This window comes from Bacteroides clarus (assembly GCF_015555825.1).
In the GTDB taxonomy this organism is placed as follows: Bacteria; Bacteroidota; Bacteroidia; order Bacteroidales; family Bacteroidaceae; genus Bacteroides; species Bacteroides clarus.
This window is the reverse complement of the sequence record NZ_JADNLF010000005.1, coordinates 174,736-201,509: the sequence shown is the minus strand read 5'-3', so window position 1 is coordinate 201,509 and position 26,774 is coordinate 174,736. Positions and strand designations below refer to the sequence as shown.

General features: G+C 46.9%; 26 protein-coding genes. 21 read left to right on the top strand and 5 right to left on the bottom strand.

The annotated features are described in order from the left end of the window. The first annotated feature begins 14 nt into the window (after nt 1–14). The 6 genes from I2F54_RS07755 (at nt 15) to I2F54_RS07730 (ending at nt 5,019) form a co-directional block, all read left to right on the top strand. The gene (locus I2F54_RS07755) at nt 15–617 is read left to right on the top strand and encodes a nitroreductase family protein (protein ID WP_009120270.1); all 603 of its coding nucleotides are present in this window, start codon (nt 15–17) and stop codon (nt 615–617) included. Between the two features lie 57 nt (nt 618–674). After that, the gene (locus tag I2F54_RS07750; RefSeq protein WP_009120271.1) at nt 675–1,202 is read left to right on the top strand and encodes a shikimate kinase; all 528 of its coding nucleotides are present in this window, start codon (nt 675–677) and stop codon (nt 1,200–1,202) included. 110 nt (nt 1,203–1,312) lie between these two features. Then, the gene (speA, locus tag I2F54_RS07745) at nt 1,313–3,205 is read left to right on the top strand and encodes a biosynthetic arginine decarboxylase (protein WP_009120272.1); all 1,893 of its coding nucleotides are present in this window, start codon (nt 1,313–1,315) and stop codon (nt 3,203–3,205) included. After that, complete coding sequence (gene argB / locus I2F54_RS07740) at nt 3,205–3,978, top strand: acetylglutamate kinase (protein WP_162614301.1); 774 nt, start codon at nt 3,205–3,207, stop codon at nt 3,976–3,978. Before speA ends, argB begins: the two co-directional genes overlap by 1 nt. A 59-nt stretch (nt 3,979–4,037) precedes the next feature. Then, nucleotides 4,038–4,547, top strand: a complete 510-nt coding sequence (locus I2F54_RS07735) for an RNA polymerase sigma factor (RefSeq protein ID WP_022217821.1) — start codon at nt 4,038–4,040, stop codon at nt 4,545–4,547. Continuing rightward, nucleotides 4,537–5,019: a hypothetical protein gene (locus I2F54_RS07730; protein ID WP_129618459.1), complete on the top strand. Its 483-nt coding sequence runs from the start codon at nt 4,537–4,539 to the stop codon at nt 5,017–5,019. The genes I2F54_RS07735 and I2F54_RS07730 overlap by 11 nt, the downstream gene beginning before the upstream one ends. A 195-nt stretch (nt 5,020–5,214) precedes the next feature. Here I2F54_RS07730 and I2F54_RS07725 read toward each other — a convergent pair whose 3' ends face one another. After that, nucleotides 5,215–6,078, bottom strand: a complete 864-nt coding sequence (locus I2F54_RS07725; protein ID WP_195500901.1) for a head GIN domain-containing protein — start codon at nt 6,076–6,078, stop codon at nt 5,215–5,217. A gap of 264 nt (nt 6,079–6,342) precedes the next feature. Between I2F54_RS07725 and I2F54_RS07720 the strand changes: the two genes are divergently transcribed. Then, nucleotides 6,343–7,047, top strand: a complete 705-nt coding sequence (locus tag I2F54_RS07720; protein WP_195500900.1) for a YgjP family zinc-dependent metalloprotease — start codon at nt 6,343–6,345, stop codon at nt 7,045–7,047. A 113-nt stretch (nt 7,048–7,160) separates the two neighbouring features. Here I2F54_RS07720 and I2F54_RS07715 read toward each other — a convergent pair whose 3' ends face one another. Then, nucleotides 7,161–7,562 carry a hypothetical protein gene (locus I2F54_RS07715; RefSeq protein ID WP_195500899.1) on the bottom strand — a complete coding sequence of 134 codons (402 nt, stop codon included), beginning with the start codon at nt 7,560–7,562 and terminating at the stop codon, nt 7,161–7,163. A 196-nt stretch (nt 7,563–7,758) separates the two neighbouring features. Between I2F54_RS07715 and rimP the strand changes: the two genes are divergently transcribed. The 10 genes from rimP to I2F54_RS07665 all read left to right on the top strand — a co-directional run bounded on the left by rimP (nt 7,759) and on the right by I2F54_RS07665 (nt 20,913). Then, nucleotides 7,759–8,226 carry a ribosome assembly cofactor RimP gene (rimP, locus tag I2F54_RS07710; RefSeq protein ID WP_009120279.1) on the top strand — a complete coding sequence of 156 codons (468 nt, stop codon included), beginning with the start codon at nt 7,759–7,761 and terminating at the stop codon, nt 8,224–8,226. Between the two features lie 4 nt (nt 8,227–8,230). After that, nucleotides 8,231–9,496: a transcription termination factor NusA gene (gene nusA / locus I2F54_RS07705; RefSeq protein ID WP_009120280.1), complete on the top strand. Its 1,266-nt coding sequence runs from the start codon at nt 8,231–8,233 to the stop codon at nt 9,494–9,496. A gap of 92 nt (nt 9,497–9,588) precedes the next feature. Next, entirely contained in the window at nt 9,589–12,540 is a 2,952-nt protein-coding gene (gene infB, locus I2F54_RS07700) for a translation initiation factor IF-2 (protein ID WP_195500898.1), read from the top strand. 101 nt (nt 12,541–12,641) lie between these two features. Then, complete coding sequence (locus I2F54_RS07695; protein WP_195500897.1) at nt 12,642–13,148, top strand: CvpA family protein; 507 nt, start codon at nt 12,642–12,644, stop codon at nt 13,146–13,148. Beyond that, nucleotides 13,148–14,602, top strand: a complete 1,455-nt coding sequence (sufB, locus tag I2F54_RS07690; protein ID WP_117713295.1) for a Fe-S cluster assembly protein SufB — start codon at nt 13,148–13,150, stop codon at nt 14,600–14,602. Before I2F54_RS07695 ends, sufB begins: the two co-directional genes overlap by 1 nt. 134 nt (nt 14,603–14,736) lie before the next feature. Continuing rightward, nucleotides 14,737–15,492 carry a Fe-S cluster assembly ATPase SufC gene (sufC, locus tag I2F54_RS07685; protein WP_009120284.1) on the top strand — a complete coding sequence of 252 codons (756 nt, stop codon included), beginning with the start codon at nt 14,737–14,739 and terminating at the stop codon, nt 15,490–15,492. Nucleotides 15,493–15,578: 86 nt separating this feature from the next. Then, nucleotides 15,579–16,922, top strand: a complete 1,344-nt coding sequence (gene sufD, locus I2F54_RS07680; protein ID WP_118046417.1) for a Fe-S cluster assembly protein SufD — start codon at nt 15,579–15,581, stop codon at nt 16,920–16,922. A 93-nt stretch (nt 16,923–17,015) separates the two neighbouring features. Beyond that, the gene (locus I2F54_RS07675; RefSeq protein WP_195500896.1) at nt 17,016–18,227 is read left to right on the top strand and encodes an aminotransferase class V-fold PLP-dependent enzyme; all 1,212 of its coding nucleotides are present in this window, start codon (nt 17,016–17,018) and stop codon (nt 18,225–18,227) included. 63 nt (nt 18,228–18,290) lie between these two features. After that, nucleotides 18,291–18,611: a heavy metal-binding domain-containing protein gene (locus I2F54_RS07670; RefSeq protein WP_009120287.1), complete on the top strand. Its 321-nt coding sequence runs from the start codon at nt 18,291–18,293 to the stop codon at nt 18,609–18,611. A gap of 100 nt (nt 18,612–18,711) precedes the next feature. Next, nucleotides 18,712–20,913 (top strand): sodium-translocating pyrophosphatase, encoded by a 2,202-nt coding sequence (locus tag I2F54_RS07665; RefSeq protein WP_009120288.1) that lies wholly within the window; start codon nt 18,712–18,714, stop codon nt 20,911–20,913. 172 nt (nt 20,914–21,085) lie between these two features. On the opposite strand, the gene I2F54_RS07660 is transcribed toward I2F54_RS07665, so the two are convergent. Next, on the bottom strand, nt 21,086–21,691 hold the full coding sequence (locus tag I2F54_RS07660) for a LysO family transporter (RefSeq protein ID WP_009120289.1): 606 nt from the start codon (nt 21,689–21,691) through the stop codon (nt 21,086–21,088). Further along, on the bottom strand, nt 21,688–21,966 hold the full coding sequence (locus I2F54_RS07655; protein ID WP_087426114.1) for a LysO family transporter: 279 nt from the start codon (nt 21,964–21,966) through the stop codon (nt 21,688–21,690). The genes I2F54_RS07660 and I2F54_RS07655 overlap by 4 nt, the downstream gene beginning before the upstream one ends. 110 nt (nt 21,967–22,076) lie before the next feature. On the opposite strand from I2F54_RS07655, the gene I2F54_RS07650 reads away from it, so the two are divergent. Continuing rightward, a complete protein-coding gene (locus I2F54_RS07650; RefSeq protein ID WP_022217811.1) occupies nt 22,077–22,676 on the top strand; it encodes a ribonuclease HII in 600 nt (199 codons plus the stop codon). Here the strand turns inward: I2F54_RS07650 and I2F54_RS07645 are convergent. Beyond that, the gene (locus tag I2F54_RS07645; RefSeq protein ID WP_039950135.1) at nt 22,673–23,599 is read right to left on the bottom strand and encodes a magnesium transporter CorA family protein; all 927 of its coding nucleotides are present in this window, start codon (nt 23,597–23,599) and stop codon (nt 22,673–22,675) included. The genes I2F54_RS07650 and I2F54_RS07645 overlap by 4 nt on opposite strands. A gap of 497 nt (nt 23,600–24,096) precedes the next feature. Between I2F54_RS07645 and gpmI the strand changes: the two genes are divergently transcribed. Genes gpmI through I2F54_RS07630 form a run of 3 tightly spaced genes read left to right on the top strand, consistent with a single transcriptional unit; the run spans nt 24,097 to nt 26,629 of the window. Continuing rightward, nucleotides 24,097–25,614, top strand: a complete 1,518-nt coding sequence (gene gpmI / locus I2F54_RS07640; RefSeq protein WP_039950126.1) for a 2,3-bisphosphoglycerate-independent phosphoglycerate mutase — start codon at nt 24,097–24,099, stop codon at nt 25,612–25,614. Nucleotides 25,615–25,638: 24 nt separating this feature from the next. Further along, on the top strand, nt 25,639–26,004 hold the full coding sequence (locus tag I2F54_RS07635; protein WP_009120295.1) for a four helix bundle protein: 366 nt from the start codon (nt 25,639–25,641) through the stop codon (nt 26,002–26,004). Nucleotides 26,005–26,047: 43 nt separating this feature from the next. Then, complete coding sequence (locus tag I2F54_RS07630) at nt 26,048–26,629, top strand: DUF3109 family protein (protein ID WP_195500895.1); 582 nt, start codon at nt 26,048–26,050, stop codon at nt 26,627–26,629. Nucleotides 26,630–26,774 lie beyond the last annotated feature (145 nt).

The window sequence follows — 26,774 nt, the reverse complement described above, 5'->3', positions numbered from 1 at the left end:
TAAAATAAAAATATATGAAGAGAACATTTGCAGAAGCGTTGGAGCATCGACGCAGCTATTATTCCATAGGTAACGATTCTCCGGTTTTGGACGAGGAAGTGGTACATATTGTCCGTACGGCAGTAAAGAATGTGCCGTCGGCCTTTAATTCGCAGTCAACAAGAATCGTTCTGTTGCTGGGTGATGAGCATAAGAAATTATGGGATATTGTAAAGAACACGTTGAAACAGCGTATTTCTCCTGAAGCTTTCGTTAAGACGGAAGCCAAGATTGACGGTTGCTTTGCTGCCGGACATGGTACTGTGCTGTATTTTGAGGACACTGCGGTTGTAAAGAAATTGCAGGACGCATTCCCCTCTTATAGCGAAAACTTCCCGACTTGGTCACAGCATACATCGGCCATGCATCAGTTTGCTATTTGGACGATGCTGGAAGACGCGGGTTTGGGAGCCTCATTGCAACATTATAATCCGCTGATCGATGATGAAGTACGTCGTACCTGGGATTTACCGGAAAGCTGGATGCTGATAGCCGAAATGCCTTTTGGTACGCCGACCGCCGAACCCGGAGAGAAGGAGTTCCAGGAGTTAAGCGAGCGGATTAAAATTTTCCGTTGATTGTGAGGTAGTCTCACTATGGAATTGCTTATCTTTGCCCGCAAACGGTAAGCAATTATGATACGTATTTTTTTGACCGGCTACATGGGAGCTGGTAAAACAACTTTAGGAAAGGCTTTTGCCCGCGAATTAAATGTACCCTTCATCGACTTGGACTGGTACATAGAAGAACGCTTTCACAAATCTATTCGTGAATTGTTCGTCGAGCGGGGAGAGGCCTCTTTTCGTGAATTGGAGCGAAATATGCTGCATGAGGTATCTGAGTTTGAAAATGTCATTATCTCGACCGGTGGCGGCACTCCCTGTTTCTTCGACAATATGGACTACATGAACGGACATGGGCAAACCGTATTCTTGGATGTGCATCCCGATATATTATTCAATCGTTTACGAGTGGCAACCCATCAGCGCCCTATCCTGCAAGGAAAGACGGACGAGGAGTTGCGCGCCTTTATTGTGGACGCATTGGATAAACGAGCTCCTTTCTATTTGCAGGCTCGCTACCGTTTTGATGCCGGACGTTTGGAAAGCAGACGTCAGATAGCTGAGTCCGTACAGCAGTTACGTAATTTGTTGGATATTTAATCCCTTGTAAATGTGTGTTTTTCATCCGAAAAGGCAGGATGTTTCAGATTTATATGTATTTTTGTATCCCTTTTTATAAATAAACTACTAAAACAGCAGAGTAACAAGAAATGAGAAAATGGCGTATTGAAGATTCAGAAGAGCTGTACAACATTACCGGTTGGGGCACTTCGTACTTTGGTATCAATGACAAAGGTCATGTTGTAGTAACACCGCGTAAAGACGGAGTTGGCGTCGATTTAAAAGAATTGGTCGACGAATTGCAACTGCGTGACGTGACGGCTCCCATGCTGGTTCGCTTTCCAGACATCCTCGACAACCGGATTGAGAAGATTTCCTGTTGTTTCAGACAGGCGGCTGAGGAATATGGCTACAAGGCGGAGAATTTTATTATCTATCCTATTAAAGTGAATCAGATGCGCCCGGTGGTTGAGGAGATCATCAGCCACGGCAAGAAGTTCAATCTTGGACTGGAGGCTGGTTCCAAGCCCGAACTGCATGCAGTGATTGCTATCAATATGGATTCCGATTCGCTGATCATCTGTAACGGATATAAAGATGAAAGCTACATTGAACTTGCTTTGCTGGCGCAGAAGATGGGAAAACGCATCTTCCTCGTAGTAGAAAAACTGAACGAGCTGAAGTTGATAGCCAAAATGGCGAAGCAATTGAACGTGAAACCTAATATCGGTATTCGTATTAAGTTGGCCTCATCGGGAAGTGGTAAATGGGAAGATTCCGGCGGTGATGCAAGCAAATTCGGACTGTCTTCCAGCGAATTACTCGAAGCGCTCGACTTTATGGCGGATAAGGGTATGCAGGATTGTCTGAAATTGATACATTTCCATATCGGAAGCCAAGTTACGAAGATTCGCCGCATTAAAACAGCCTTGCGTGAAGCGTCTCAGTTCTATGTGCAGTTGCACAGCATGGGATTCAAAGTCGAGTTTGTGGATATCGGCGGCGGTTTGGGTGTGGATTATGACGGAACGCGTTCTTCCAACAGTGAAGGTAGCGTGAATTATTCCATTCAGGAGTATGTGAACGACTCTATATCTACTTTGGTCGATGCCAGCGATAAGAACGGTATTCCTCATCCCAATATAATAACGGAGAGCGGACGAGCTTTGACGGCACATCATTCCGTACTCATTTTCGAGGTGCTGGAGACAACCAATCTTCCCGAATGGGACGATGAGGAAGAGGTAACCGAAAATGATCACGAACTGTTGCGGGAGCTTTACGGTATTTGGGATACATTGAACCAGAACAAGATGCTGGAAGCCTGGCATGATGCGCAACAGATACGCGAAGAGGCGCTCGACTTATTCAGTCATGGTATTGTAGACTTGCAGACCCGTGCCAAGATTGAACGGTTGTATTGGTCTATCATGCGTGAAGTAAACCAGATAGCCGGCGGTTTGAAGCATGCTCCCGATGAATTCCGCGGACTTCCCAAGTTGCTGGCGGATAAATACTTCTGTAATTTCTCACTTTTCCAGTCTTTGCCTGACTCTTGGGCGATAGACCAGATATTCCCCATCATGCCTATCCAGCGTTTGGACGAGAAACCTGACCGGACGGCTACGTTACAGGATATTACCTGCGATTCGGATGGCAAGATTGCCAACTTCATCTCTACCAAAAATGTTTCGCATTATTTGCCGGTGCACTCTTTGAAGAGCAAGGAACCCTATTATGTGGGTGTATTCCTTGTGGGTGCGTATCAGGAAATTCTCGGCGATATGCACAACTTGTTTGGTGATACGAATGCGGTACATGTATCTGTAAGCGACAAGGGCTATACGATAGAACAGGTCATTGACGGTGAGACAGTGGCGGAAGTTTTGGATTATGTGCAATACAGTCCGAAGAAGCTGGTACGTACTTTAGAAACATGGGTAACCCAATCTGTAAAGGAAGGGCGTATATCTTTGGAAGAAGGGAAGGAATTTTTGTCTAATTATCGTTCCGGTTTGTACGGATATACATATTTGGAATAATGAGAGAGAAACTGACAGTAATCAAAGTGGGTGGCAAAATTGTGGAAGAAGAAGCCACTCTCTGCAAGTTGTTGGATGATTTTGCCGCTATCGAAGGTTATAAAGTGTTGGTGCACGGTGGCGGACGTTCGGCAACGAAAATCGCAGCCCGGTTGGGTATTGAAAGCGAAATGGTAAACGGGCGCCGTATCACCGATGCCGAAACCTTGAAAGTGGTGACAATGGTATATGGTGGATTGGTAAACAAGAACATAGTTGCCGGTTTGCAGGCGCGCGGTGTCAATGCACTCGGTCTGACGGGTGCGGACATGGATGTAATCCGCTCCGTGAAACGTCCGGTAAAAGAGGTGGACTATGGTTTTGTAGGTGATGTAAGGCAAGTGAACGGTACTTTTCTGAGTGACCTTATTCATAAGGGAGTTGTGCCGGTAATGGCTCCGTTGACGCATGACGGTAAGGGATGTATGCTGAACACGAATGCCGACACGATTGCCGGAGAAACGGCTAAGGCATTGTCCGGACAATTTGATGTGACGCTGGTGTATTGCTTTGAGAAGAAAGGTGTACTGCGTGACGAGAATGACGATGACAGTGTGATTCCCCAGATTACTCCGGAAGAGTTTAAGCGATATGTTGCCGAAGGAGTTATTCAAGGCGGTATGATTCCTAAGCTGGAGAATTCTTTTGAAGCTTTGGATGCCGGTGTCTCAGAAGTTGTAATTACCTTAGCTTCAGCCATAAACAGTGATAGCGGAACCCGTATCAAAAAATAATTCAAAAAAGTGGTGGTAGGTTGTAACTTTCGGCTTACTGAACCGTCAATTAATTAGAGATGCAAGAAATCAGTTTTCGTGATGACATTCTCCCTCTGAAGGACAAGCTCTTTCGGTTGGCCCTAAGAATTACATTCAATCGGGCGGAAGCGGAAGATGTTGTGCAGGAAACGCTGATTAGGGTATGGAACAAGCGTGATGAGTGGACGCAGTTCGGTTCTGTTGAAGCCTATTGTCTGACAGTGGCAAGGAATTTGGCGATAGACCGTAGTGAAAGGAGAGATGCTCAAACGGTGGAACTTACGCCCGATATGGAAGAAACTTCCGATGCATCAAGCCCTTACGAAAGCTTGGTGAGTAAAGAACGGATGATTTTGATACACCGGCTGATGAATGAGCTTCCCGAAAAACAACGGCTGATTATGCAGTTGAGGGATGTTGAAGGTAAGAGTTATAAAGAAATTGCGGTTGTCTTGAGTTTGACAGAGGAGCAAGTTAAAGTGAATCTTTTCAGGGCGCGGCAAAAAGTTAAACAACGGTTTATTGATATAGAAGGTTATGGACTTTAAATATATAGAACAACTTTTAGAACGCTATTGGCGGTGTGAGACTTCTCTTGAGGAAGAAGCGCAGTTGCGTGCTTTCTTTACAAAAGAGGAAATTCCCGAACATCTGCTGCGTTATAAAGATTTGTTTGTATATCAGCAATTCCAGCAAGAGGAACATTTAGGTGCGGATTTTGATGCACGGGTGCTTGCTGAGGTTGAAGTTCCGGTTGTGAAAGCCAAGCGCATGACATTGACCGCACGCTTCATGCCGTTGTTCAAAGCCGCAGCAGTAGTGGCAGTGGTACTTTCATTGGGTAATGTAATGCAACACTCGTTCTTTGCCGATGTAAAGGAAGTAGCCGCAGCCGATACTATCGGTAAACAGATTTCCGCTCCGTCGGTTGCTCTTTCGGGAGATATAACCGTGACGCACGAAAAACAGATTCTGGATAGTCTGCATCGTGTAAACAAGGGGAAGGAAGTCAAAAAATAGATGTTTTCATTTGCTTTTTAAAATAACATTTTCATTTGCTTTAAATATAATATAGTTAGTGTGCTTTTATTAAAACAAAAAACAGAGGCTGTGAAGTTTCAATTCTCTCAAAATTTTATAAAAACTAACTAAGATAGATGGGACGCCGCGTGATGCAGCGTCCCTTTTATGTATCCTTTACAATGAATAACCAAATCAGAGTTTGTATAATCCTTTTTTGGGGAAGTCCAACTCCGGATTGCCTTTATAACCGATATCTCCGCTTCCGCTGGTACGCGCTTTCAAAAAGTCGGTGGCATGGCATTTGATGTCTCCCGAACCGGATACGCTTGCTGAGACACGTTTTGCCTGCAAGTCGGAAGCGAACAGGTCACCTGATCCGGCTACACGATAACTGGCTTCTTGAGTTGTTCCTGTCAATATTGCCGTACCTGACCCCGCCACAGATGCTTCGGTGTCGGTAGCCGATACATTGTTGAGTTTCAAATCTCCCGAACCGGCTACAGATGTTTTGAGATTGGTGCAAGTGATATTACTGCCTTGTATATCACCGGAGCCGGCGATGGATATGCTAAGCTCGTTAGTGCAAGCGATATTGTTTGCATTGATATCTCCCGAGCCTGCTACAGACATTTTCAGTTGATTTGTTTTCAAGCCGTTGGCTAATGTTACATTTCCCGATCCTGCAACGGAGATATTATTAAGTGTTTCGGAAGAGATGCGGATTTCCAGTTTATTATAAGATACATTAACGCCTTTCTTGAATTTGATATTCAGTGTATTGTTGACTACGTTAATGTCCAGAAGGTCTACGATATTGTCGGAAGTATATACTTCTACTGTGGGCTTTCCCGCCTTTTGTGTGTACGTAACGTCCGGACTGCCTGCTAAGTTCAGACTGGTGAAATTATCCACTTTGATATTCTTGGTTACATAGTTTTTGCTTGCTTTGATTGTCTTTCCACCAAACAGGCCGGAGCTGTACGTGTGATTGTGTGAGCAAGCTGTTACACTTAATGTGAAAATACTGAATGCGATGATTGTTGCTAAAGTTTTCATACTCATTTATTTTAAGTTCTTTTGTTTGTTAGACGGAGTCTTTGCTCAAAAAGTTGCGAGGCTCATGATTTTTTTGCCGGGAACGTCTTGTTATCGATTACTATTCAAATTCTATGCCATAATCATAAGTTCTTGTTTTTGAGGTTGTAGCAATGATAGTGTAGTGTGCGTTTTTGAACACATTGTTCGTTTTTGATAGAGAACCGCTTGCTTTTTCGAACGATTCTTCGTTCTTTTGTCCTTATTTCAAGGAGAAAAGAACAGATGATAACGGAACATGTTTTAGAGGATGAAGAGTTAGGATGCTTGTTGGTACGGGTGAATATCCGTGCCCGGCGTTTGACTTTTCGTACGCGTGAGGATGCTGTTCATGTGACTGTTCCACCGGGTACAACCATTGGGGAAGTAAAGAATGCCGTAGAGCAGTTGCGTTCCCGACTGAGGGTTGCCCGACAGAGACAAAGCCGCCCGTTGATTGATTTGAACTACCGTATCGATACGGAGTTCTTTAAATTGAGCCTGGTTAGTGGAGAACGAGACCGTTTCCTTTCACGTTCGGAATTGGGAGAGATGCAGATTATCTGTCCGCCGAATGCAGACTTCTCAAATAAAGAGTTGCAGGCCTGGCTGCGTAAGGTGATAGAGGAAGCTTTGCGACGTAATGCCAAGATTATTCTTCCGCCCCGGCTTTATGCGCTTTCGCTGCAGCACAATCTTTCTTATAAAAGCGTGAAAATCAATTCCAGTAGCGGGCGTTGGGGAAGTTGCTCCGCCCGAGGAAACATCAATCTGTCCTATTTCCTTGTTCTGTTGCCCCGGCATTTGATTGATTACGTATTGTTGCATGAGTTGGCGCATACCCGTGAAATGAACCACGGCGAACGCTTTTGGGCATTGCTTTACGGCATGACGGACGGTAAGGCACAACTTTTACGCAATGAATTGAGAAAGTATAAGACGGACTTCTAAAACGGGTGTTGTGCCGACGGATAGGCACTGTTTTGCCATTGAACAGGCACAACTGTGCCATCAAACAGGCACGGCTGTGCCAATAAGCTGGCACGGATGGTGCGGTTGCGGTTTTACTCTTCCTGTGCCAGTAGCTTCACTTCGTCGTCGTCTTTTTCAAAACGATAGCTACCGCCTTTTTCGCTCAGCTCAAACAGGGAGAGCTTGTCGGTTGTCTTGTCCACTATCATCAGGGCGCTTTGTTCGGCAAACCGTTTTATCTTGAAATTGAAAGGCTCTTTGTCGATACGTTGGTCTATCAGTACGCTGTCGTTGAGCAGGATGGATATGGAATCACCGGTGAATCCTTTCACTAAAGTGACATTATAGGTCTCGGCAAAGTATCGTTCACCTTCCTTTTGGCGCTGCAAACGCATACTCATATAGACAAAAATGACAACAACGAATATTACGGCAAACGCAAGGATGCCGTTACCTATCATAAACTGTTTATTGGTATTCAGGTGATGTGCCATGATGATTGAGTTTAAAGAACCATGCAAATGTAGTGATTAATTTTGAATGGAGGATAAATTTCGGCAGGAGTGCTAAATATTCTTTTTTTCTCCTATTATTTTGTAGTCGAACAGATTATTTATATCTTTGCAACCGAAACGGATGAAAGGTGGAGGGGCGATTAAGCTCCTCTTTTTCGTTCTTAATGGTTAATCTATGATAGAAAAGAAAACAGTTTGTCAGATTGTAGACGAGTGGCTGAAGGATAAAGATTACTTCCTGGTGGAAGTCATAATCAGCCCTGATGACAAGATTGTGGTGGAGATAGACCACAAAGAAGGTGTTTGGATTGAGGATTGTGTAGAGCTGAGCCGCTACATAGAGTCCCGACTGAATCGTGAGGATGAGGATTACGAGCTGGAAGTCGGTTCTGCCGGCATCGGACAACCGTTTAAAGTGTTGCAGCAATACACCAACCACATCGGCAAAGATGTGGAAGTGCTGGCTAAAGACGGTCGCAAGTATTGCGGAACATTGAAAGATGCCGACGAGCGGCAATTTACCGTTACCGTTCAGAAGAAAGTGAAAGAGGAGGGAGCCAAGCGTCCTAAAATGGTGGATGAAGATATAACCTTTACATACGAAGAGATAAAATATACTAAATACTTAATTAGTTTTAAATAAGACTATGGCCAAGAAAGAAGAAACTATCAGCTTGATAGATACCTTTTCGGAATTTAAAGAACTGAAGAATATTGATAGAACCACTATGGTAAGCGTACTCGAAGAGTCGTTTCGCAGTGTGATTGCAAAGATGTTCGGTACCGATGAGAATTACGACGTAATTGTGAACCCGGACAAGGGTGACTTCGAAATATGGCGTAATCGTGAAGTTGTGGCAGATGAAGACCTTGAAAATCCGAACTTGCAGATTTCTTTGAGCGAAGCCCGGAAGATTGACGCTTCGTATGAAGTGGGAGAGGAAGTGACGGATGAAGTGAACTTTGCGAAGTTTGGCCGCCGTGCTATCCTGAACTTGCGCCAGACATTGGCTTCCAAAATTTTGGAACTGGAAAAAGACAGTATTTATAATAAATACATTGATAAGGTAGGTACTATTATCAATGCAGAAGTTTATCAGATTTGGAAAAAGGAGATGTTGCTGCTCGATGACGAAGGCAATGAATTGTTGTTGCCCAAGACCGAGCAGATTCCGAGTGACTTTTATCGTAAGGGTGAGACTGCCCGTGCCGTGGTGGCCCGCGTTGACAACAAGAATAATAATCCGAAGATTATCTTGAGCCGTACGTCACCCGTTTTCCTGCAACGCCTGTTTGAAATGGAGGTACCTGAAATCAATGACGGACTGATTACTATCAAGAAGATTGCCCGTATTCCCGGTGAGCGTGCCAAGATTGCCGTTGAGTCGTACGATGACCGTATTGACCCGGTGGGTGCTTGCGTCGGTGTAAAAGGCAGCCGTATCCATGGTATTGTCCGTGAGCTTCGCAACGAGAATATCGATGTTATCAACTATACATCGAATATTCAGTTGTTTATACAGCGTGCCCTTAGCCCTGCCAAGATATCTTCTATCCGTCTGAACGAAGAAGAACACAAGGCGGAAGTTTTCCTGAAACCGGAAGAGGTATCGCTGGCTATCGGTAAAGGTGGTTTGAATATCAAACTGGCCAGTATGTTGACTGAGTACACTATTGACGTATTCCGCGAATTGGATGAAGCGGTAGAGGATGAGGACATCTATTTGGATGAATTCCGCGATGAGATTGACGGTTGGGTAATCGATGCGATTAAGGCTATCGGTATTGATACCGCCAAGGCTGTGTTGAATGCTCCGCGCGAGATGTTGATTGAGAAGACGGATTTGGAAGAGGAAACGGTGGACGAAGTATTACGCATTTTGAAATCGGAGTTTGAAGAAGAGAATAATTAGTGTTTAGCGTTTAGTGCTTAGTGTTTAGCGACTAATCATTATCACTAATCACTGAAATCCGCTTCTTTCTCCATCATTCATTAAATTAAAGTATGACGATAAGGTTAAATAAAGTAACAAGAGATTTAAATGTAGGAATCACGACGGTAGTTGAGTTCTTGCAAAAGAAGGGATATGCCATTGAAGCAAATCCCAATACGAAGATTACCGACGAGCAGTATGATTTGCTCGTGAAAGAGTTTAGTACAGATAAGGATCTTAAATTGAAAACGGAGCGTTTCATTCAGGAACGTCAGAGTAAGGATCGCAACAAGGCGTCAGTGTCTATTGACGGTTATGACAAGGAAACACAGGAAAAAACGAAAACCGAAGAGGTGGTCAAGGCTGTGGTTCCCGAAGATGCACGTCCGAAGTTTAAGCCTGTCGGTAAAATTGATTTGGATAAGCTGAATCGCAAACATACTGTGGAAAAAGAGAAAGAAGCGGAACCGGAGAAGCCGGTGATTGAAGAAGTGAAGGCGGAAGAGCCTGTATCTGTTGTTGAGGCGCCGAAACCGGAACCTGTTCCCGAACCTCAGCCCGAGCCGATATCTGCTCCGGTGGTAGAACCTGCCCCTGTTGTGGAAGAACCGGTGTCTGTTGCTGTTGAGCCTACACCGGCATCTGACGAAGAACCTGCTCCCGCTGCAACCGAAGAAGCGGTTTCGGAAGATAAAGAAGAAATATTCAAAATACATCAGCCTGAGTTTGTATCGAAGATTAACGTCATCGGACAAATAGACCTCGCCGCGCTGAACCAGTCTACACGCCCGAAGAAAAAATCGAAAGAAGAAAAACGTAAGGAGCGTGAAGAAAAAGAAAAGCAGCGTCAGGATCAGAAGAAGCTGATGAAAGAGGCTATTATCAAGGAAATCCGCCGCGATGATAATAAGACGAAGGACTTGAAAGACAGTACCGATGCCAATGGCAAGAAGAAACGTGTCCGTATCAACAAGGAAAAGGTGGATATCAACAATGCATCCAACTTCCAGCGTGGCGGAAACGATCGTCTGAAAGGTGGTAGCCAGCAAGGCGGTAATAACCAACAAGCCGGTAAGAACAAGAGCAAAGACCGTTTCAAGAAACCTGTAATCAAGCAAGAGGTAAGTGAAGAGGATGTAGCGAAACAGGTAAAGGAAACGTTGGCGCGTCTGACCTCTAAGGGTAAGAACAAGGGAGCGAAATACCGTAAGGAGAAACGCGACTTGGCATCCAACCGTATGCAGGAACTGGAAGACCAGGAAATGGCGGAAAGCAAGGTACTGAAGCTGACTGAATTCGTGACTGCCAATGAGTTGGCAAGCATGATGGATGTTTCCGTAACACAGGTTATCGCTACTTGTATGAGTATCGGTATGATGGTTTCCATTAACCAACGTCTGGATGCCGAAACAATCAATCTGGTGGCAGAAGAATTCGGCTTCAAGACTGAATACGTAAGTGCGGAAGTAGCCCAGGCTATCGTTGAGGAAGAAGATGCCGAGGAAGATTTAGAGCATCGCGCTCCGATTGTAACGGTAATGGGTCACGTAGACCACGGTAAAACTTCGTTGCTCGACTATATCCGTAAGGCGAATGTTATTGCCGGTGAAGCCGGTGGTATTACACAGCACATCGGTGCTTATCACGTGACGTTGGAAGACGGACGTAAGATAACGTTCCTCGATACTCCGGGTCATGAGGCGTTTACCGCCATGCGTGCCCGCGGTGCCAAAGCGACGGATATTGCCATTATCATCGTAGCTGCCGATGACAACGTGATGCCGCAGACCAAAGAAGCCATCAACCATGCTATGGCTGCCGGTGTGCCTATCGTATTCGCCATCAACAAGATTGATAAGCCGACCGCTAATCCCGATAAGATTAAAGAAGAACTGGCCGCCATGAACTTCCTCGTTGAGGAATGGGGCGGTAAGTATCAGTCTCAAGATATTTCCGCCAAGAAAGGTCTTGGTGTAAGCGATTTGATGGAGAAAGTATTGCTGGAAGCTGAAATGCTGGATTTGAAGGCAAACCCGAACCGCCGTGCTACCGGTTCCATCATCGAGTCCTCATTGGATAAGGGTCGTGGCTATGTAGCTACGGTGCTGGTATCCAACGGTACTTTGAAGATGGGCGACATTGTGCTCGCAGGTACAAGCTACGGTAAGGTGAAAGCCATGTTCAACGAGCGTAACCAGCGTCTGAAAGAGGCGGGTCCTTCGGAGCCGGCTTTGATTTTGGGCTTGAACGGAGCGCCGGCCGCAGGTGATACATTCCATGTAATCGAAACCGAACAGGAAGCGCGTGAAATCGCCAACAAGCGTGAACAGTTGCAGCGTGAACAAGGCTTGCGTACACAGAAGATGTTGACACTGGATGAAGTAGGCCGCCGTTTGGCATTGGGCGACTTCCACGAACTGAACATCATCGTGAAGGGTGACGTGGACGGCTCTGTTGAAGCGTTGAGCGACTCGTTGATTAAGCTGTCTACCGAACAGGTACAGGTGAACGTTATTCATAAGGGTGTCGGTGCTATCTCCGAATCGGATGTATCTCTGGCTGCCGCTTCGGATGCGATTATTGTAGGGTTCCAGGTTCGTCCTTCGGGTGCTGCCGCTAAACTGGCTGAACAGGAAGGTGTGGATATCCGCAAGTATTCTGTCATCTATGATGCCATTGAAGAGGTGAAGGCTGCCATGGAAGGTATGCTGGCGCCGACTTTGAAAGAACAGGTTACGGCGACTATCGAAGTTCGCGAAGTGTTCAACATTACCAAAGTGGGTCTCGTGGCAGGTGCTATGGTGAAGACCGGAAAGGTGAAACGTAGCGACAAGGCTCGTCTGATTCGCGACGGTATCGTTATCTTCACAGGCAACATCAATGCATTGAAGCGCTTCAAGGACGATGTGAAGGAAGTAGGTACCAACTTTGAATGCGGTATCAGTTTGACAAACTGCAACGATATCAAGGTGGGAGATATCATAGAATCTTACGAAGAAGTGGAGGTAAAACAGACTTTGTAAGAAAACAGTAAATCTTTAGGCACGGATTACACGAATTTCACGGATTGGTTAAAAGAAAAACCGTGTTGATCCGTGTAATCCGTGCCTTTTTAATATCATATATGGCTGTTATAGACATCGTAATATTGGTAATTATCGGTGCGGGAGCGGTTATTGGCTTCATGAAGGGATTCGTGAAACAACTGGCCACTCTGCTGGGGTTGATTGTCGGTTTGCTGGCGGCAAAGGCTTTGTACGCTTCCGTGGCCGAAAAGGTGTTTTCTAAGGTTACCGATTCGATGACGGTGGCGCAAGTACTGGCATTCATCGCGATTTGGATAGCCGTGCCGCTGGTTTTTACACTGGTAGCCTCGCTGCTGACAAAGGCAATGGAAGCGGTTGCGCTCGGCTGGCTGAACCGTTGGCTGGGTTCCGGACTGGGGGCGTTGAAGTCCCTTTTACTGGTGAGTCTGCTGGTCGGTGTCATTGAATTCATGGATGCGGACAATACGCTGCTCAGCCAAACAAAAAAGAAGGAATCGGTGTTATATTATCCTATGAAGTCGTTTGCCGGGATATTCTTTCCCGCGGCTAAGCATGTTACAGAACAATATATATTGAATGAATAATGCAACAAGAAGAACCCAATAAATATGTAAAGGAACTCACTCAGGAGAAGTACAAGTACGGTTTTACGACTGATGTACATACAGACATCATTGAGCGTGGCTTGAATGAGGATGTGGTGCGGTTGATTTCTGAGAAAAAGGAAGAACCCGAGTGGTTACTGGAGTTCCGTCTGAAAGCGTACCGTCACTGGCTGACGCTGGAGATGCCTGCATGGGCGCATCTCCGTATTCCCGAGATAGATTATCAGGCTATTTCATACTACGCCGATCCTACCAAGAAGAAGGACGGCCCTAAAAGCATGGACGAGGTAGACCCGGAGTTGGTCAAGACCTTTAATAAACTGGGCATTCCTTTGGAAGAACAAATGGCGCTGAGCGGTATGGCGGTGGATGCCGTAATGGACTCTGTGTCTGTAAAGACGACTTTCAAGGAGACGCTTATGGAAAAGGGAATTATTTTCTGTTCGTTCAGCGAGGCTGTACGCGAGCATCCCGATTTGGTGCAGAAGTATCTGGGCTCGGTCGTGGGGTATCGTGATAACTTCTTTGCGGCGCTGAATTCCGCGGTATTCTCCGACGGTTCTTTCGTCTATATACCGAAAGGGGTACGCTGCCCGATGGAGCTGTCCACTTACTTCCGTATCAATGCCCGCAATACCGGGCAGTTTGAAAGAACGTTGATTGTAGCCGATGATGATTCGTATGTTTCCTATTTGGAAGGATGTACGGCGCCGATGCGTGACGAAAACCAATTGCACGCCGCTATTGTGGAGATTGTGGTACACGACCGTGCCGAAGTGAAGTACAGTACCGTTCAAAACTGGTATCCGGGAGATGCCGAAGGCAAGGGCGGCGTCTATAACTTTGTAACGAAGCGCGGGCACTGCAAGGGCATAAACAGCAAATTGTCCTGGACACAGGTGGAAACTGGTTCGGCCATTACCTGGAAATATCCCTCTTGCATCCTTTCCGGTGACAACTCTACGGCAGAATTTTACAGTGTGGCGGTCACCAACAACTATCAACAGGCGGATACCGGTACAAAGATGATTCATCTTGGAAAGAATACCCGCAGTACTATTGTCAGCAAAGGTATTTCCGCCGGACGGAGCGAGAATTCTTATCGTGGGCTGGTGCGTGTAGCCCAAAAGGCGGACAATGCCCGCAACTATAGCCAGTGCGACTCCTTGCTGCTGGGCGATAAATGCGGTGCGCATACTTTCCCCTACATGGATATCCATAATGAGACGGCCATTGTAGAACACGAGGCAACCACCAGCAAGATTAGCGAAGACCAGATATTCTATTGCAATCAGCGCGGTATTTCTACGGAAGATGCCGTCGGGCTGATTGTAAACGGCTATGCAAAAGAAGTACTCAACAAGCTGCCTATGGAGTTTGCCGTGGAGGCTCAGAAATTGTTGGCTATTTCATTGGAAGGAAGCGTAGGATAAATGAGGAATTAAGAATGAAGAATGAAGAATTAAAATAAACAATGGAGAATTAAGGATGATGAAATAGACCACGCACTGTTATGCCGCATGGTTATTCTTCATTCTTAATTCTTCATTCTTAATTTAAAAGTATAATGTTAGAAATAAAAGACCTGCATGCCAGCATCAATGGCAAAGAAATATTGAAAGGTATCAACCTTACGATTCGTGACGGTGAGGTACACGCCCTGATGGGACAAAACGGAGCCGGGAAAAGCACCTTGAGTAATGTGCTGGTGGGACATCCTGCATACGAGGTTACACGCGGTACCGTAACTTTCAACGGTAAGGACCTTTTGGCTATGAGTCCCGAAGACCGTGCCCATGAAGGTATTTTCCTTTCATTCCAGATGCCGGTGGAGATACCGGGTGTTTCTATGGTGAATTTTATGCGTGCTGCCGTTAACGAACAACGCAAATACCGCCATTTACCCGCCTTGTCAGCCAGTGAATTCTTGAAGCTGATGCGCGAAAAGCGCGCCATTGTCGAGTTGGATAACAAACTTGCCAACCGTAGCGTAAATGAAGGCTTCAGCGGTGGTGAGAAGAAGCGTAACGAAATCTTCCAGATGGCTATGCTGGAACCTACTTTCGCCATTCTCGACGAAACGGATTCCGGTCTTGATGTAGACGCTCTGCGTATTGTGGCCGATGGCTTCAACAAGCTGAAGACTCCCCGGACCAGTGCGATGGTTATCACTCACTATCAACGTCTGTTGGACTACCTGAAACCGGATACCGTCCATGTATTGCTTGGCGGACGTATCGTAAAGACAGGTGGCCCCGAACTGGCGAAGGAGATTGAAGCACGCGGCTTCGATTGGATAAAGAAAGAAGCAAGTGAATTATAAATTATGAATTACGAATGATGAATCGCTCTGCAATGTAATAGCGCGGCGATTCATCACTCGTAATTCAAAACTCATAATTAGACAACATGAGTGTAGAGCAACAATATATAGACCTTTTCTCCCAAACGGAAGCGATGATATGCCGCCACAGCGCCGAGGTGCTGAATGCCCCGCGTGCGGCCGCGTTTGCCGATTTCGAGCGGCTTGGTTTTCCTACCCGTAAGACGGAGAAATACAAATATACCGATGTCAGCAAGTTCTTTGAACCCGACTACGGTCTGAACCTGAACCGTCTGGACATTCCTGTCAACCCCTATGAAGTATTCAAATGCGATGTGCCGAATATGAGCACTTCCCTTTACTTTGTTGTGAACGACGCTTTCTATGGCAAGGCTTTGCCCAAGTCGCATTTACCCGAAGGTGTTATTTTCGGCAGTTTGAAGGATATGGCGGAACAGCATCCGGAATTGGTGAAGAAATACTACGGCAAGCTGGCGGATACTTCCAAAGATGGAGTGACGGCATTTAATACCGCCTTTGCGCAAGACGGTGTATTGTTGTATGTTCCTAAGAATGTGGTAGTGGAAAAGCCTATCCAGTTAGTGAACATCCTGCGCGGCGATGTCAACTTTATGGTGAACCGTCGTGTGCTCATCATTTTGGAAGAAGGTGCGCAAGCCCGTCTTTTGGCCTGCGACCATGCAATGGACGGTGTAAACTTCCTTGCAACGCAGGTGGTAGAGGCGTTCATCGGTGAGAATGCCACTTTCGATTTCTATGAACTGGAAGAGACGCACACCAGTACGGTACGTATCAGCAGTTTATACGTCAGACAAGAGGCCAACAGCAACGTTCTGCTGAATGGAATGACCTTGCATAACGGTACTACCCGTAATACGACCGAAGTGACGCTTGCTGGCGAGGGCGCCGAACTGAACCTTTGCGGTATGGCTATCGCGGACAAGAACCAGCATGTGGACAATAATACCACCATAGACCATGCAGTGCCCAACTGCACCAGCAATGAACTCTTTAAATATGTGCTCGACGACCAGTCCGTCGGTGCTTTTGCAGGCCTGGTGTTGGTACGTCCCGGCGCGCAGCATACCAGTTCCCAACAAACGAACCGTAATCTTTGCGCCACCCGCGAAGCGCATATGTACACCCAGCCGCAACTGGAGATTTACGCCGATGATGTAAAGTGCAGTCATGGCGCTACGGTAGGCCAGCTTGATGAAAGCGCCCTGTTCTATATGCGGCAACGCGGTATCTCCATGCGTGAAGCCCGTTTACTGTTGATGTTTGCCTTCGTAAACGAAGTAATCGACACAATTCGTCTGGATGCCTTGAAAGACCGCCTGCATCTGCTGGTAGAGAAACGTTTCCGCGGTGAACTGAACAAGTGTCAGGGGTGCGCGATATGTAAATAATGAAGAATGATGAATGAAGAATGAAGAATGGGCTGCGCAGCATCCCGCATGGCAATTCTTCATTCTTCATTCATCATTCATAATTTAAAAGATATGAACCTTCAAAAGATAAGAGCTGATTTTCCGATACTTTCCCGTGAGGTATATGGTAAGCCGTTGGTTTACTTTGATAACGGTGCGACTACGCAGAAGCCCCGTCAGGTGGTGGACGCCATTACGGACGAGTACTATTCGGTCAACGCCAATGTGCATCGTGGTGTGCATTTCCTTTCGCAGCAAGCTACGGAGCTGCACGAGGCGTCTCGTGAGACGGTGCGGAAGTTTATCAATGCCGGCAGTACGAATGAAATCATCTTTACCCGCGGTACGACGGAAAGTATCAATCTGTTTGTGTCCAGCTTCGGTGAAGAGTTTATGCAGGAGGGGGATGAGGTGATTCTCTCCGTTATGGAGCATCACAGCAATATCGTTCCCTGGCAGTTGCTGGCTGCCAAGAGGGGGATTGCCATTAAAGTCATTCCGATGAATGACAGAGGCGAACTTCTGTTGGATGAGTACAAACAGCTGTTTTCCGAGCGTACAAAGATTGTCAGCGTGGCGCATGTATCCAATGTGCTGGGTACGGTGAACCCTGTTGGGGAAATGATAGGCTATGCCCACGAGCAGGGCGTTCCCGTGCTTGTAGACGGTGCCCAGTCCATTCCGCATATGCCGGTGGATGTACGGGACTTGGATGCGGATTTCTACGTTTTTTCCGGTCATAAGGTGTACGGGCCTACCGGTGTGGGCGTGCTTTACGGTAAAGAAGAATGGCTCGACAAGATGCCCCCTTATCAGGGTGGCGGCGAAATGATACAACACGTATCGTTTGAACGGACTACTTTCAATGAACTCCCTTTCAAGTTCGAGGCGGGAACACCCGATTATATCGGTACGACCGGGCTTGCCAAGGCATTGGATTACGTTTCTGCCATCGGCATGGAGAAGATTGCCGCCCATGAACACGAACTGACCATGTATGCTATGTCCCGCCTGAAAGAGATTCCCGGTATGCGCATCTTCGGTGAGGCGCGAGAGAAAGGGAGCGTCATTTCTTTCCTCGTAGGCGATATCCACCATTTCGATATGGGTACCTTACTCGACCGTCTCGGCATTGCCGTACGTACGGGACATCATTGCGCGCAGCCGCTGATGCAACGTCTCGGCATTGAAGGCACGGTACGCGCTTCGTTCGGCCTGTATAATACGAAAGAGGAGATAGATATATTGGCGGCAGGTATCGAGCGCGTCAGTAAAATGTTTTGATGCTTTGCAACTTTTTTGAGTTGCTCTGCGTCTGATATATCAAGAACTTAAAAATACGGAACTATGTTAGTGACAACAACTCCCACTATCGAGGGTGCACGTATCACCCGTTATTTTGGCATCGTCAGCGGTGAAACGATTATCGGTGCCAACGTCTTTCGTGATTTCTTTGCCAGTATCCGCGATGTGGTGGGCGGACGCAGCGGTTCGTACGAGGAAGTGCTCCGCGAGGCCAAAGACACGGCGCTTCGCGAGATGCAGGAACAAGCCCGTCTGTTGGGCGCTAACGCTGTGATTGGCGTTGACCTTGATTACGAAACGGTAGGCGGCAGCGGCAGTATGCTGATGGTAACTGCCTGCGGTACGGCTGTAACGATAGAATAAAGCGTTCTCTCCCTGGCATAAATTCGGTTAATCGTTTGCTTATTTCATTCCAAATCAATACTTTTAGGCTTTCGTTCAACCTTTTAATACGATTTATGCTATGGACCAATTGCTTTTCTGGCTGGTTCCAGCCGCTTCCGTTCTGGCACTTTGCTTTGCCTGGTATTTCCACCGTCAGATGATGAAAGAGAGTGAGGGAACTCCTCAAATGGTTAAGATTGCCGCTGCCGTGCGCAAAGGCGCCATGTCCTATCTCCGTCAGCAATATAAGATTGTGGGCTGGGTGTTTCTGGGGCTGGTGATTCTCTTCTCGATTATGGCTTACGGCTTCGGAGTGCAGAACTCGTGGGTTCCGATAGCTTTCCTTACAGGCGGATTCTTCTCCGGCCTTTCCGGATTTCTCGGAATGAAGACGGCTACGTATGCTTCGGCGCGTACGGCGAATGCCGCACGCAACTCGTTGAACGCGGGCTTGCGTGTCGCTTTCCGCAGCGGCGCGGTAATGGGACTGGTTGTAGTGGGGCTCGGCCTGCTCGACATTTCTTTCTGGTATCTGCTGCTCAACGCAGTTATCCCGGTGGATGTGATGACACCCACCCATAAACTTTGCATCATCACCACCACGATGCTGACGTTCGGTATGGGAGCTTCTACACAAGCCCTGTTTGCACGCGTGGGCGGCGGTATCTATACGAAAGCCGCCGACGTAGGAGCCGACCTCGTGGGTAAAGTGGAAGCCGGTATCCCCGAAGACGACCCGCGCAATCCCGCAACCATCGCCGATAACGTAGGCGATAATGTAGGCGATGTGGCCGGTATGGGCGCCGACCTTTACGAGAGCTATTGCGGTTCCATCCTTGCTACGGCCGCCCTTGGCGCCGCCGCTTTTATCCATTCGGGAGATACGCTGATGCAGTTCAAAGCCGTTATCGCTCCGATGTTGATTGCGGCCGTAGGTATCATTCTCTCTATTATAGGTATCTTCGCTGTACGTACCAACGAGAATGCCAAGATGAAAGACTTGCTGAATTCCCTCGCTTTCGGTACGAACTTGAGTTCGGTACTGATAGTCGTTGCTACTTTCCTTATTCTTTGGTTGCTGAAGCTGGATAACTGGATGTGGATTTCCTGTTCGGTAGTGGTAGGTCTGGTGGTAGGCATCGTTATCGGGCGTTCTACGGAATATTATACTTCCCAATCCTATCGTCCCACCCAGAAGCTGAGTGAGAGCGGCAAGACGGGGCCGGCCACGGTCATTATCTCCGGCATCGGTTTGGGTATGCTTTCTACCGCTATTCCGGTAATTGCCGTGGTGGTGGGCATCATTGCCTCGTATCTTTTTGCTTCCGGATTCGACTTTGCCAATGTAGGCTTGGGACTTTACGGCATCGGTATCGCTGCCGTAGGTATGCTTTCCACTTTGGGCATTACGTTGGCTACGGACGCTTACGGGCCTATTGCCGACAATGCCGGCGGTAATGCGGAGATGTCCGGTCTGGGTGAGGAAGTGCGCAAGCGTACCGATGCGCTCGACTCTTTGGGGAATACGACAGCCGCCACGGGCAAAGGTTTCGCTATCGGTTCGGCCGCGTTGACGGGGCTTGCCCTGCTTGCATCCTACATCGAGGAAATCCGTATCGGGCTGACCCGTCTGGGCACCACCGACATCTTTGTGGGCGGTGAAGCGGTGTCTGTGCAGGACGCTACTTTCTTCGACTTCATGCACCATTACGATGTTACGCTGATGAATCCTAAAGTTCTCTCGGGTATGTTCCTCGGCAGTATGATGGCTTTCCTGTTCTGTGGATTGACGATGAATGCCGTAGGCCGTGCGGCCGCCCACATGGTAGATGAGGTGCGCCGTCAGTTCCGTGATATAAAAGGGATTCTGACCGGTGAGGCGGAGCCCGACTATGAACGCTGTGTAGCCATCTCCACGAAAGGCGCGCAGCGCGAAATGGTAGTTCCCTCACTCATCGCAATTGTCGCTCCTATCATGACCGGACTTATCTTCGGTGTTCCCGGTGTGTTGGGACTGCTTATCGGCGGTCTTAGCAGCGGATTCGTACTTGCCATCTTTATGGCGAATGCCGGTGGCGCATGGGATAATGCCAAGAAGTATGTAGAAGAGGGCAATTTCGGCGGCAAAGGCAGTGAAGTGCATAAAGCCACGGTTGTAGGCGATACGGTAGGCGACCCCTTTAAAGACACTTCCGGTCCGAGCCTTAACATCCTTATCAAGCTGATGAGCATGGTAGCCATCGTTATGGCGGGGCTGACCGTGGCTTGGAGCTTATTTTAGGCATACGCGACTCGTCTCGTAAGACGAAACTATTCATCCCGTGGGACGGATTTATTCATCTCACGGGATGATTTTTTTTGTCCCATAAGACGAATACAGTTATCTCATGGGACGAATCTGTTGTAACGATGCCGTATTCTCACCTCAATGCAAGACTTCTATCTGCCATCACCTATATCGAACAGAACAAGGTGACCAGAAACGGCACGCTGAAGTCCACCACAAACCCGTGGAAGATGGAAACGACGACAAACTGCTGTCCGGCAGTACGGGTGATTATCGGCAGTGTGGTATCCATTGTCGTAGCGCCGCCGGCAGAGATAGGAGCCAGATTGCCGAACCAGCGCACCAATAGCGGAGCTGCCAGCAAAGTCAGTATCTCGCGGCTGATATTGGCCAGCAGGGCGATAGTACCGAGTTCGGCTCCCTTGTATTCGGTGATGAAGATGCTGGAGAGCGAATAATATCCGAATCCCGAGCCTACCGCCAGACAGTCGGTTACGGAACGGTGGGTAAGGATAAGACTGACGGCCGCGGAACCTGCCAATGTACCCAGTATCGTCATGACAGGCAGAAAGACCAGTCGTGGATTAAGCGAACGGAAGTTCTTTAATGTTTGCGGGTCGTTGCCCACACTCAGTCCTACGCTGAACATCAATGCGCAAAGAGCATAGAAGCTGATTTCGCTGTCCATGACTACATCAACGGGTATCAGGTGGAAAACTCCGCAAAGCGTACCCAAAACGAAGAAACCGATTATAATAAGACTGCCTTTCATGCCGTTCTTCCTTTCTTCTTATATAACGCTTTCCACAATACCCAGGCAGCGACGACACTTCCCAAAGTACCGCCTAAGGTTAGTATGACAGCCTCGATTCCTATGGTATGCAGCCCTTTGATAATCTGCTCGTTTCCGCCTACCTCGATGCCGAGAATGAAAAGCAGTGCCCAGATTAACACTGTGATAACCGTATGAATCCTGTGTAAATTCCTTTTTCGTAAGAGATAGCCCAGCAGCATCCCGGTGAGCATCAGTCCGATAATTGTAAACATATCCGTTGTCGTTTTATTTGCCGGCAAAGATAAGCATATTATTTATTCTCTTTAAAAGTCCGGTTTACTTATGAAAAGATTTATCTTTGTATGCTCTAACGTAGTGATATATGCTGTTACCTTATTTGAACAAAGAACTGATAGAAGCCGGTTGCGATGAGGCCGGACGCGGCTGTCTTGCCGGCGCCGTATATGCCGCCGCCGTTATTCTGCCCAAAGACTTCGAGAACGATTTGCTGAACGATTCCAAGCAACTTACCGAGAAGCAACGCTACGCTTTGCGCGAGGTCATCGAGAAAGAAGCGCTGGCATGGGCGGTAGGTGTTGTCTCCCCTAAGGAGATTGACAAGATAAATATCCTGAATGCCTCCTTCCTTGCCATGCATCGCGCTGTTGACCGGTTGCAGTTGCGCCCGCAGCATTTGCTTATCGACGGTAACCGCTTCAGGAAATACGGGGATATTCCGCATACCACCGTTGTGAAAGGCGACGGTAAGTATCTTTCCATCGCGGCGGCATCCGTTCTGGCCAAGACGTATCGTGATGATTATATGAACCGGCTGCACGAAGAGTTCCCTTACTACGATTGGAATCATAATAAGGGATATCCCACAAAGAAGCACCGTGCGGCTATCGCCGGACGGGGAACCACTCCTTATCATCGCATGACTTTTAATTTGCTGGGTGACGGACAGCTGGAACTGTTTTAGAACCACTTAATCTTTCTGAACCATATAAAGGTTACGGCCGACAATATTGCGGACAGCAGAATGATGAATATGAACGCATGCGGAAAACTTTCCAGATGTATATCCACATTCATGCCGTAAAAGCTGGCTATCAATGTGGGTATCATCAGTGTGATGGATAGGCTCGTCATGCGTTTCATGATGGCGTTCACGTTATTGGATATGATGGAGGCGAAGGCGTCCATCGTTCCCGTAAGGATGTCACTGTAAATGTTTACCGTGTTGTACGCCTGTTTCAGCTCTATCACGACGTCCTCCAGCAGTTCCAGGTCGAGGTAGTCGGTATCTTGGAAGATATTCTTCAACCGTCCTATCATAACTTCGTTTCCTCGGATGGAAGTGTTGAAGTATACGAGCGTCTTTTGCAGCTTCATCAACTGAAGAAGGTCTTCGTTACGGATACTCTTTTCCAGTTCCTTTTCGGCGGTGGCTACATCGTTATTGATTTGCTTCAGGTATTTCAGGAACCATACGGCAGAGGAGTATATGATTCGCAAAATCAGCGTCAGCTTATTGTTGACGACGATACCTTTGCGGCGGGTATGCTGTATGAAGTCCGGTATCAGTTCGGTGTGATGATAGCACACGGAAACAATGATGTCGTTGTTTGTGATGATACCGATGGGCACTGTGATAAACGGGATGCCGTGCTGGCTGCTCTGCATGGGAATACGCAGGATAGTCAGCAGCCAGTTGCCTTCCGTCTCCGTACGCGGGCGCTCATCCGTATCGGCTATATCTTCAAGGAATGATTCGGGAACTTTCAGTTCTTGGGTAAGGAATTGGAAATCGCTGTCGTCCGGGCATTCCACGTTTACCCAGCAGTTAGGTTTCCATTCGGCCTTTTCTACGAAGCCGTTTTCGCTGTAGAGATACTTTCTCATTGTTTTGCCTCCTTTCTTTAGTCCGAACAGAGGCATTGCGACCAACGTCTCCGTTCGCTTTAATTGTAAACACTATTGCACGTTCGTGGGTTTGAATCGTCCATAATTTCAGTTGATTTTATTTAAAAGCTCTGCAAAAGTATGAAAATCAGGTCTGACTTTCTGCGTTTGCACGGCTTTTTTAGGATTTCTTGTTATTTACGGGGAGAGGCTCTTTGCGCAAATGTTATTTTTACTTTTTGAAGTGGCATAGTTTGGCCGCTATTTTGTACCTTTGCAACCGGAAAAAGGGAACTGTTTCAAAACCATAAGACGCTTACAGTTTCTTGTTTCAGGTACGGATTACACGGATTTCACGGGTTTCTCATTCAGTCTATATATAGCGTAGCCTTTAATCTGCGGAATCCGTGTAATCCGTACCTGAAAGAGCAAGTATGTTTTATACGCCCTTTTCCTTCCGTAAAAAAGAGATTTGTACAATTAAAACAATACTAATTATGAGCAAGAAAGCCCTTTTAATGATTCTTGATGGCTGGGGTATCGGCGATCAAGGTAAAGATGATGTGATTTTCAATACGCCTACTCCCTACTGGGATAGCTTGTTGGCGGCTTATCCGCACTCTGAGTTGCAGGCAAGCGGTGAGAATGTCGGTCTGCCCGACGGACAGATGGGTAACTCGGAAGTAGGTCACCTCAATATCGGCGCAGGACGTATCGTATATCAGGACTTGGTAAAGATTAACCGTGCTTGTGCCGACGGCAGTATCCTGAAGAACAAGGAAATCGTTTCCGCTTTCTCTTACGCCAAGGAACATGGCAAGAACATCCACTTTATGGGATTGACCAGCAACGGCGGTGTGCATAGTTCTTTCGACCACCTGTTCAAACTCTGCGATATTTCAAAGGAATACGGTATCGAGAATACATTTATCCATTGCTTCATGGACGGTCGCGATACCGACCCGAAGAGCGGTAAGGGCTTCATCGAACAGTTGACGGCGCATTGCGAAAAGTCGGCCGGTAAGATTGCTTCCATCGTAGGCCGTTTCTACGCCATGGACCGTGACAAGCGTTGGGAACGTGTGAAAGTGGCTTACGACCTGCTTGTAAACGGTGAGGGAAAGGTTGCGTCGGATATGGTTCAGGCCATGCAGGAGTCTTACGATGAAGGTGTAACCGATGAATTCATCAAGCCGATTGTAAATGCCGGCTGCGACGGTACTATCAAGGAAGGTGACGTGGTTATCTTCTTCAACTATCGTAACGACCGTGCCAAGGAATTGACTGTCGTCCTGACTCAGCAGGATATGCCGGAACAGGGCATGCACACTATTCCCGGCTTGCAGTACTACTGTATGACTCCGTACGATGCTTCTTTCAAGGGCGTACATATCCTTTTCGATAAGGAAAACGTGCAGAATACATTGGGTGAATATTTGGCTGCCAACGGTAAAACTCAGCTCCATATCGCCGAAACGGAGAAGTATGCTCACGTAACATTCTTTTTCAACGGCGGTCGCGAAACTCCGTACGATGCGGAAGAACGTATTCTTGTTCCTTCTCCGAAGGTTGCTACGTATGACCTGAAACCGGAGATGAGCGCTTACGAAGTAAAGGATAAATTGGTTGAGGCTATCAATACCAAGAAGTTCGATTTCATCGTAGTGAATTATGCGAACGGCGATATGGTAGGCCACACTGGTATCTACGAAGCTATTGAGAAGGCGGTAAAAGCCATCGACGACTGTGTGAAAGATACGGTGGAAGCTGCCAAGGCCAACGATTACGAGGTAATCATCATCGCCGACCACGGTAACGCCGACCATGCCCTGAACGAGGACGGTACGCCGAATACGGCTCACTCTTTGAATCCCGTTCCGTTTGTTTATGTAACGGCAAACAAGGATGCTAAGGTGGAAAACGGTGTGTTGGCGGATGTTGCTCCTTCTATCCTGCATATTCTGGGTATGAAGCAACCGGCTGAGATGACGGGTAAGGACTTGATTAGAAATTGAGAATTGAGAATTAAAAATTAAAAAATGATAGCAAGGGATAATGTTATCCATGCTAAATCGTATGCGTTTGCTATTCGAATAGTAAACGCATACAAGTTTTTAGCAGATTCTCAGAAGGAATTTATATTGTCTAAACAGTTGTTACGAAGTGGTACAGCTATTGGCGCTTTGGTGGCTGAAGCTCATCATGCGCAGAGTAGTGCGGATTTTTTGAATAAGATGAATATTGCTTTAAAAGAAGCGAATGAAACGTCCTACTGGTTATCGCTGCTAAAAGATACTCATTATTTAGAGGATATTTCTTATGAGTCTATTTCTGTAGATTGTAACGAGTTGATAGCTCTTTTAGTGAGCATCGTGAAGTCTATGAAGCAATCTTTAAACAGATGAACATTTATTTTTTAATTCTCAATTTTTAATTTTCAATTTACTAATGTTACAGATAGATGATGTTGTCGTTTCTTTTGATGTACTGCGTGAGAAGTTCCTTTGCAATCTGGATGCTTGCAAAGGAGAATGTTGCATTGAGGGAGATGCCGGTGCTCCGGTGGAATTTGAGGAGATAGAGAAGCTGGAAGAGGTACTGCCTGTGATATGGGATGAGCTTTCTCCGGAAGCACGCGCTGTGATAGATGCGCAGGGTGTGGTGTACACGGATGAAGAGGGCGATTTGGTAACCTCTATCGTTAATAATAAGGATTGTGTATTTACTTGCTATGACGAGAAAGGCTGTTGTTATTGTGCCATAGAGAAAGCGTACCGAGAAGGTAAGACAGACTTTTATAAACCTGTTTCCTGTCATCTTTACCCTATCCGTATAGGCGATTATGGGCCTTATAAAGCGGTGAACTATCATCGTTGGGATGTTTGTAAGGCCGCTGTCTTATTGGGGCGGAAAGAGGATGTACCGGTGTATAAGTTCTTAAAGGAACCTTTGATACGTAAATTCGGTGAAGATTGGTATGCCGAGCTGGAATTGGCGGCGGAAGAGATGAAGAAACAAGGAATGATATAAGAAAAGCTCCGGTCAACAGGTATTTCCTGTCCGTCCGGAGCTTCTTCGTTGTAAGATGTGAGGTTGGTAAATAAAAAATTGAGAATTGAGAATTAAGAATTGAAAAATGAATGATGGTGACATACTATCATTTTTTAATTCTTAA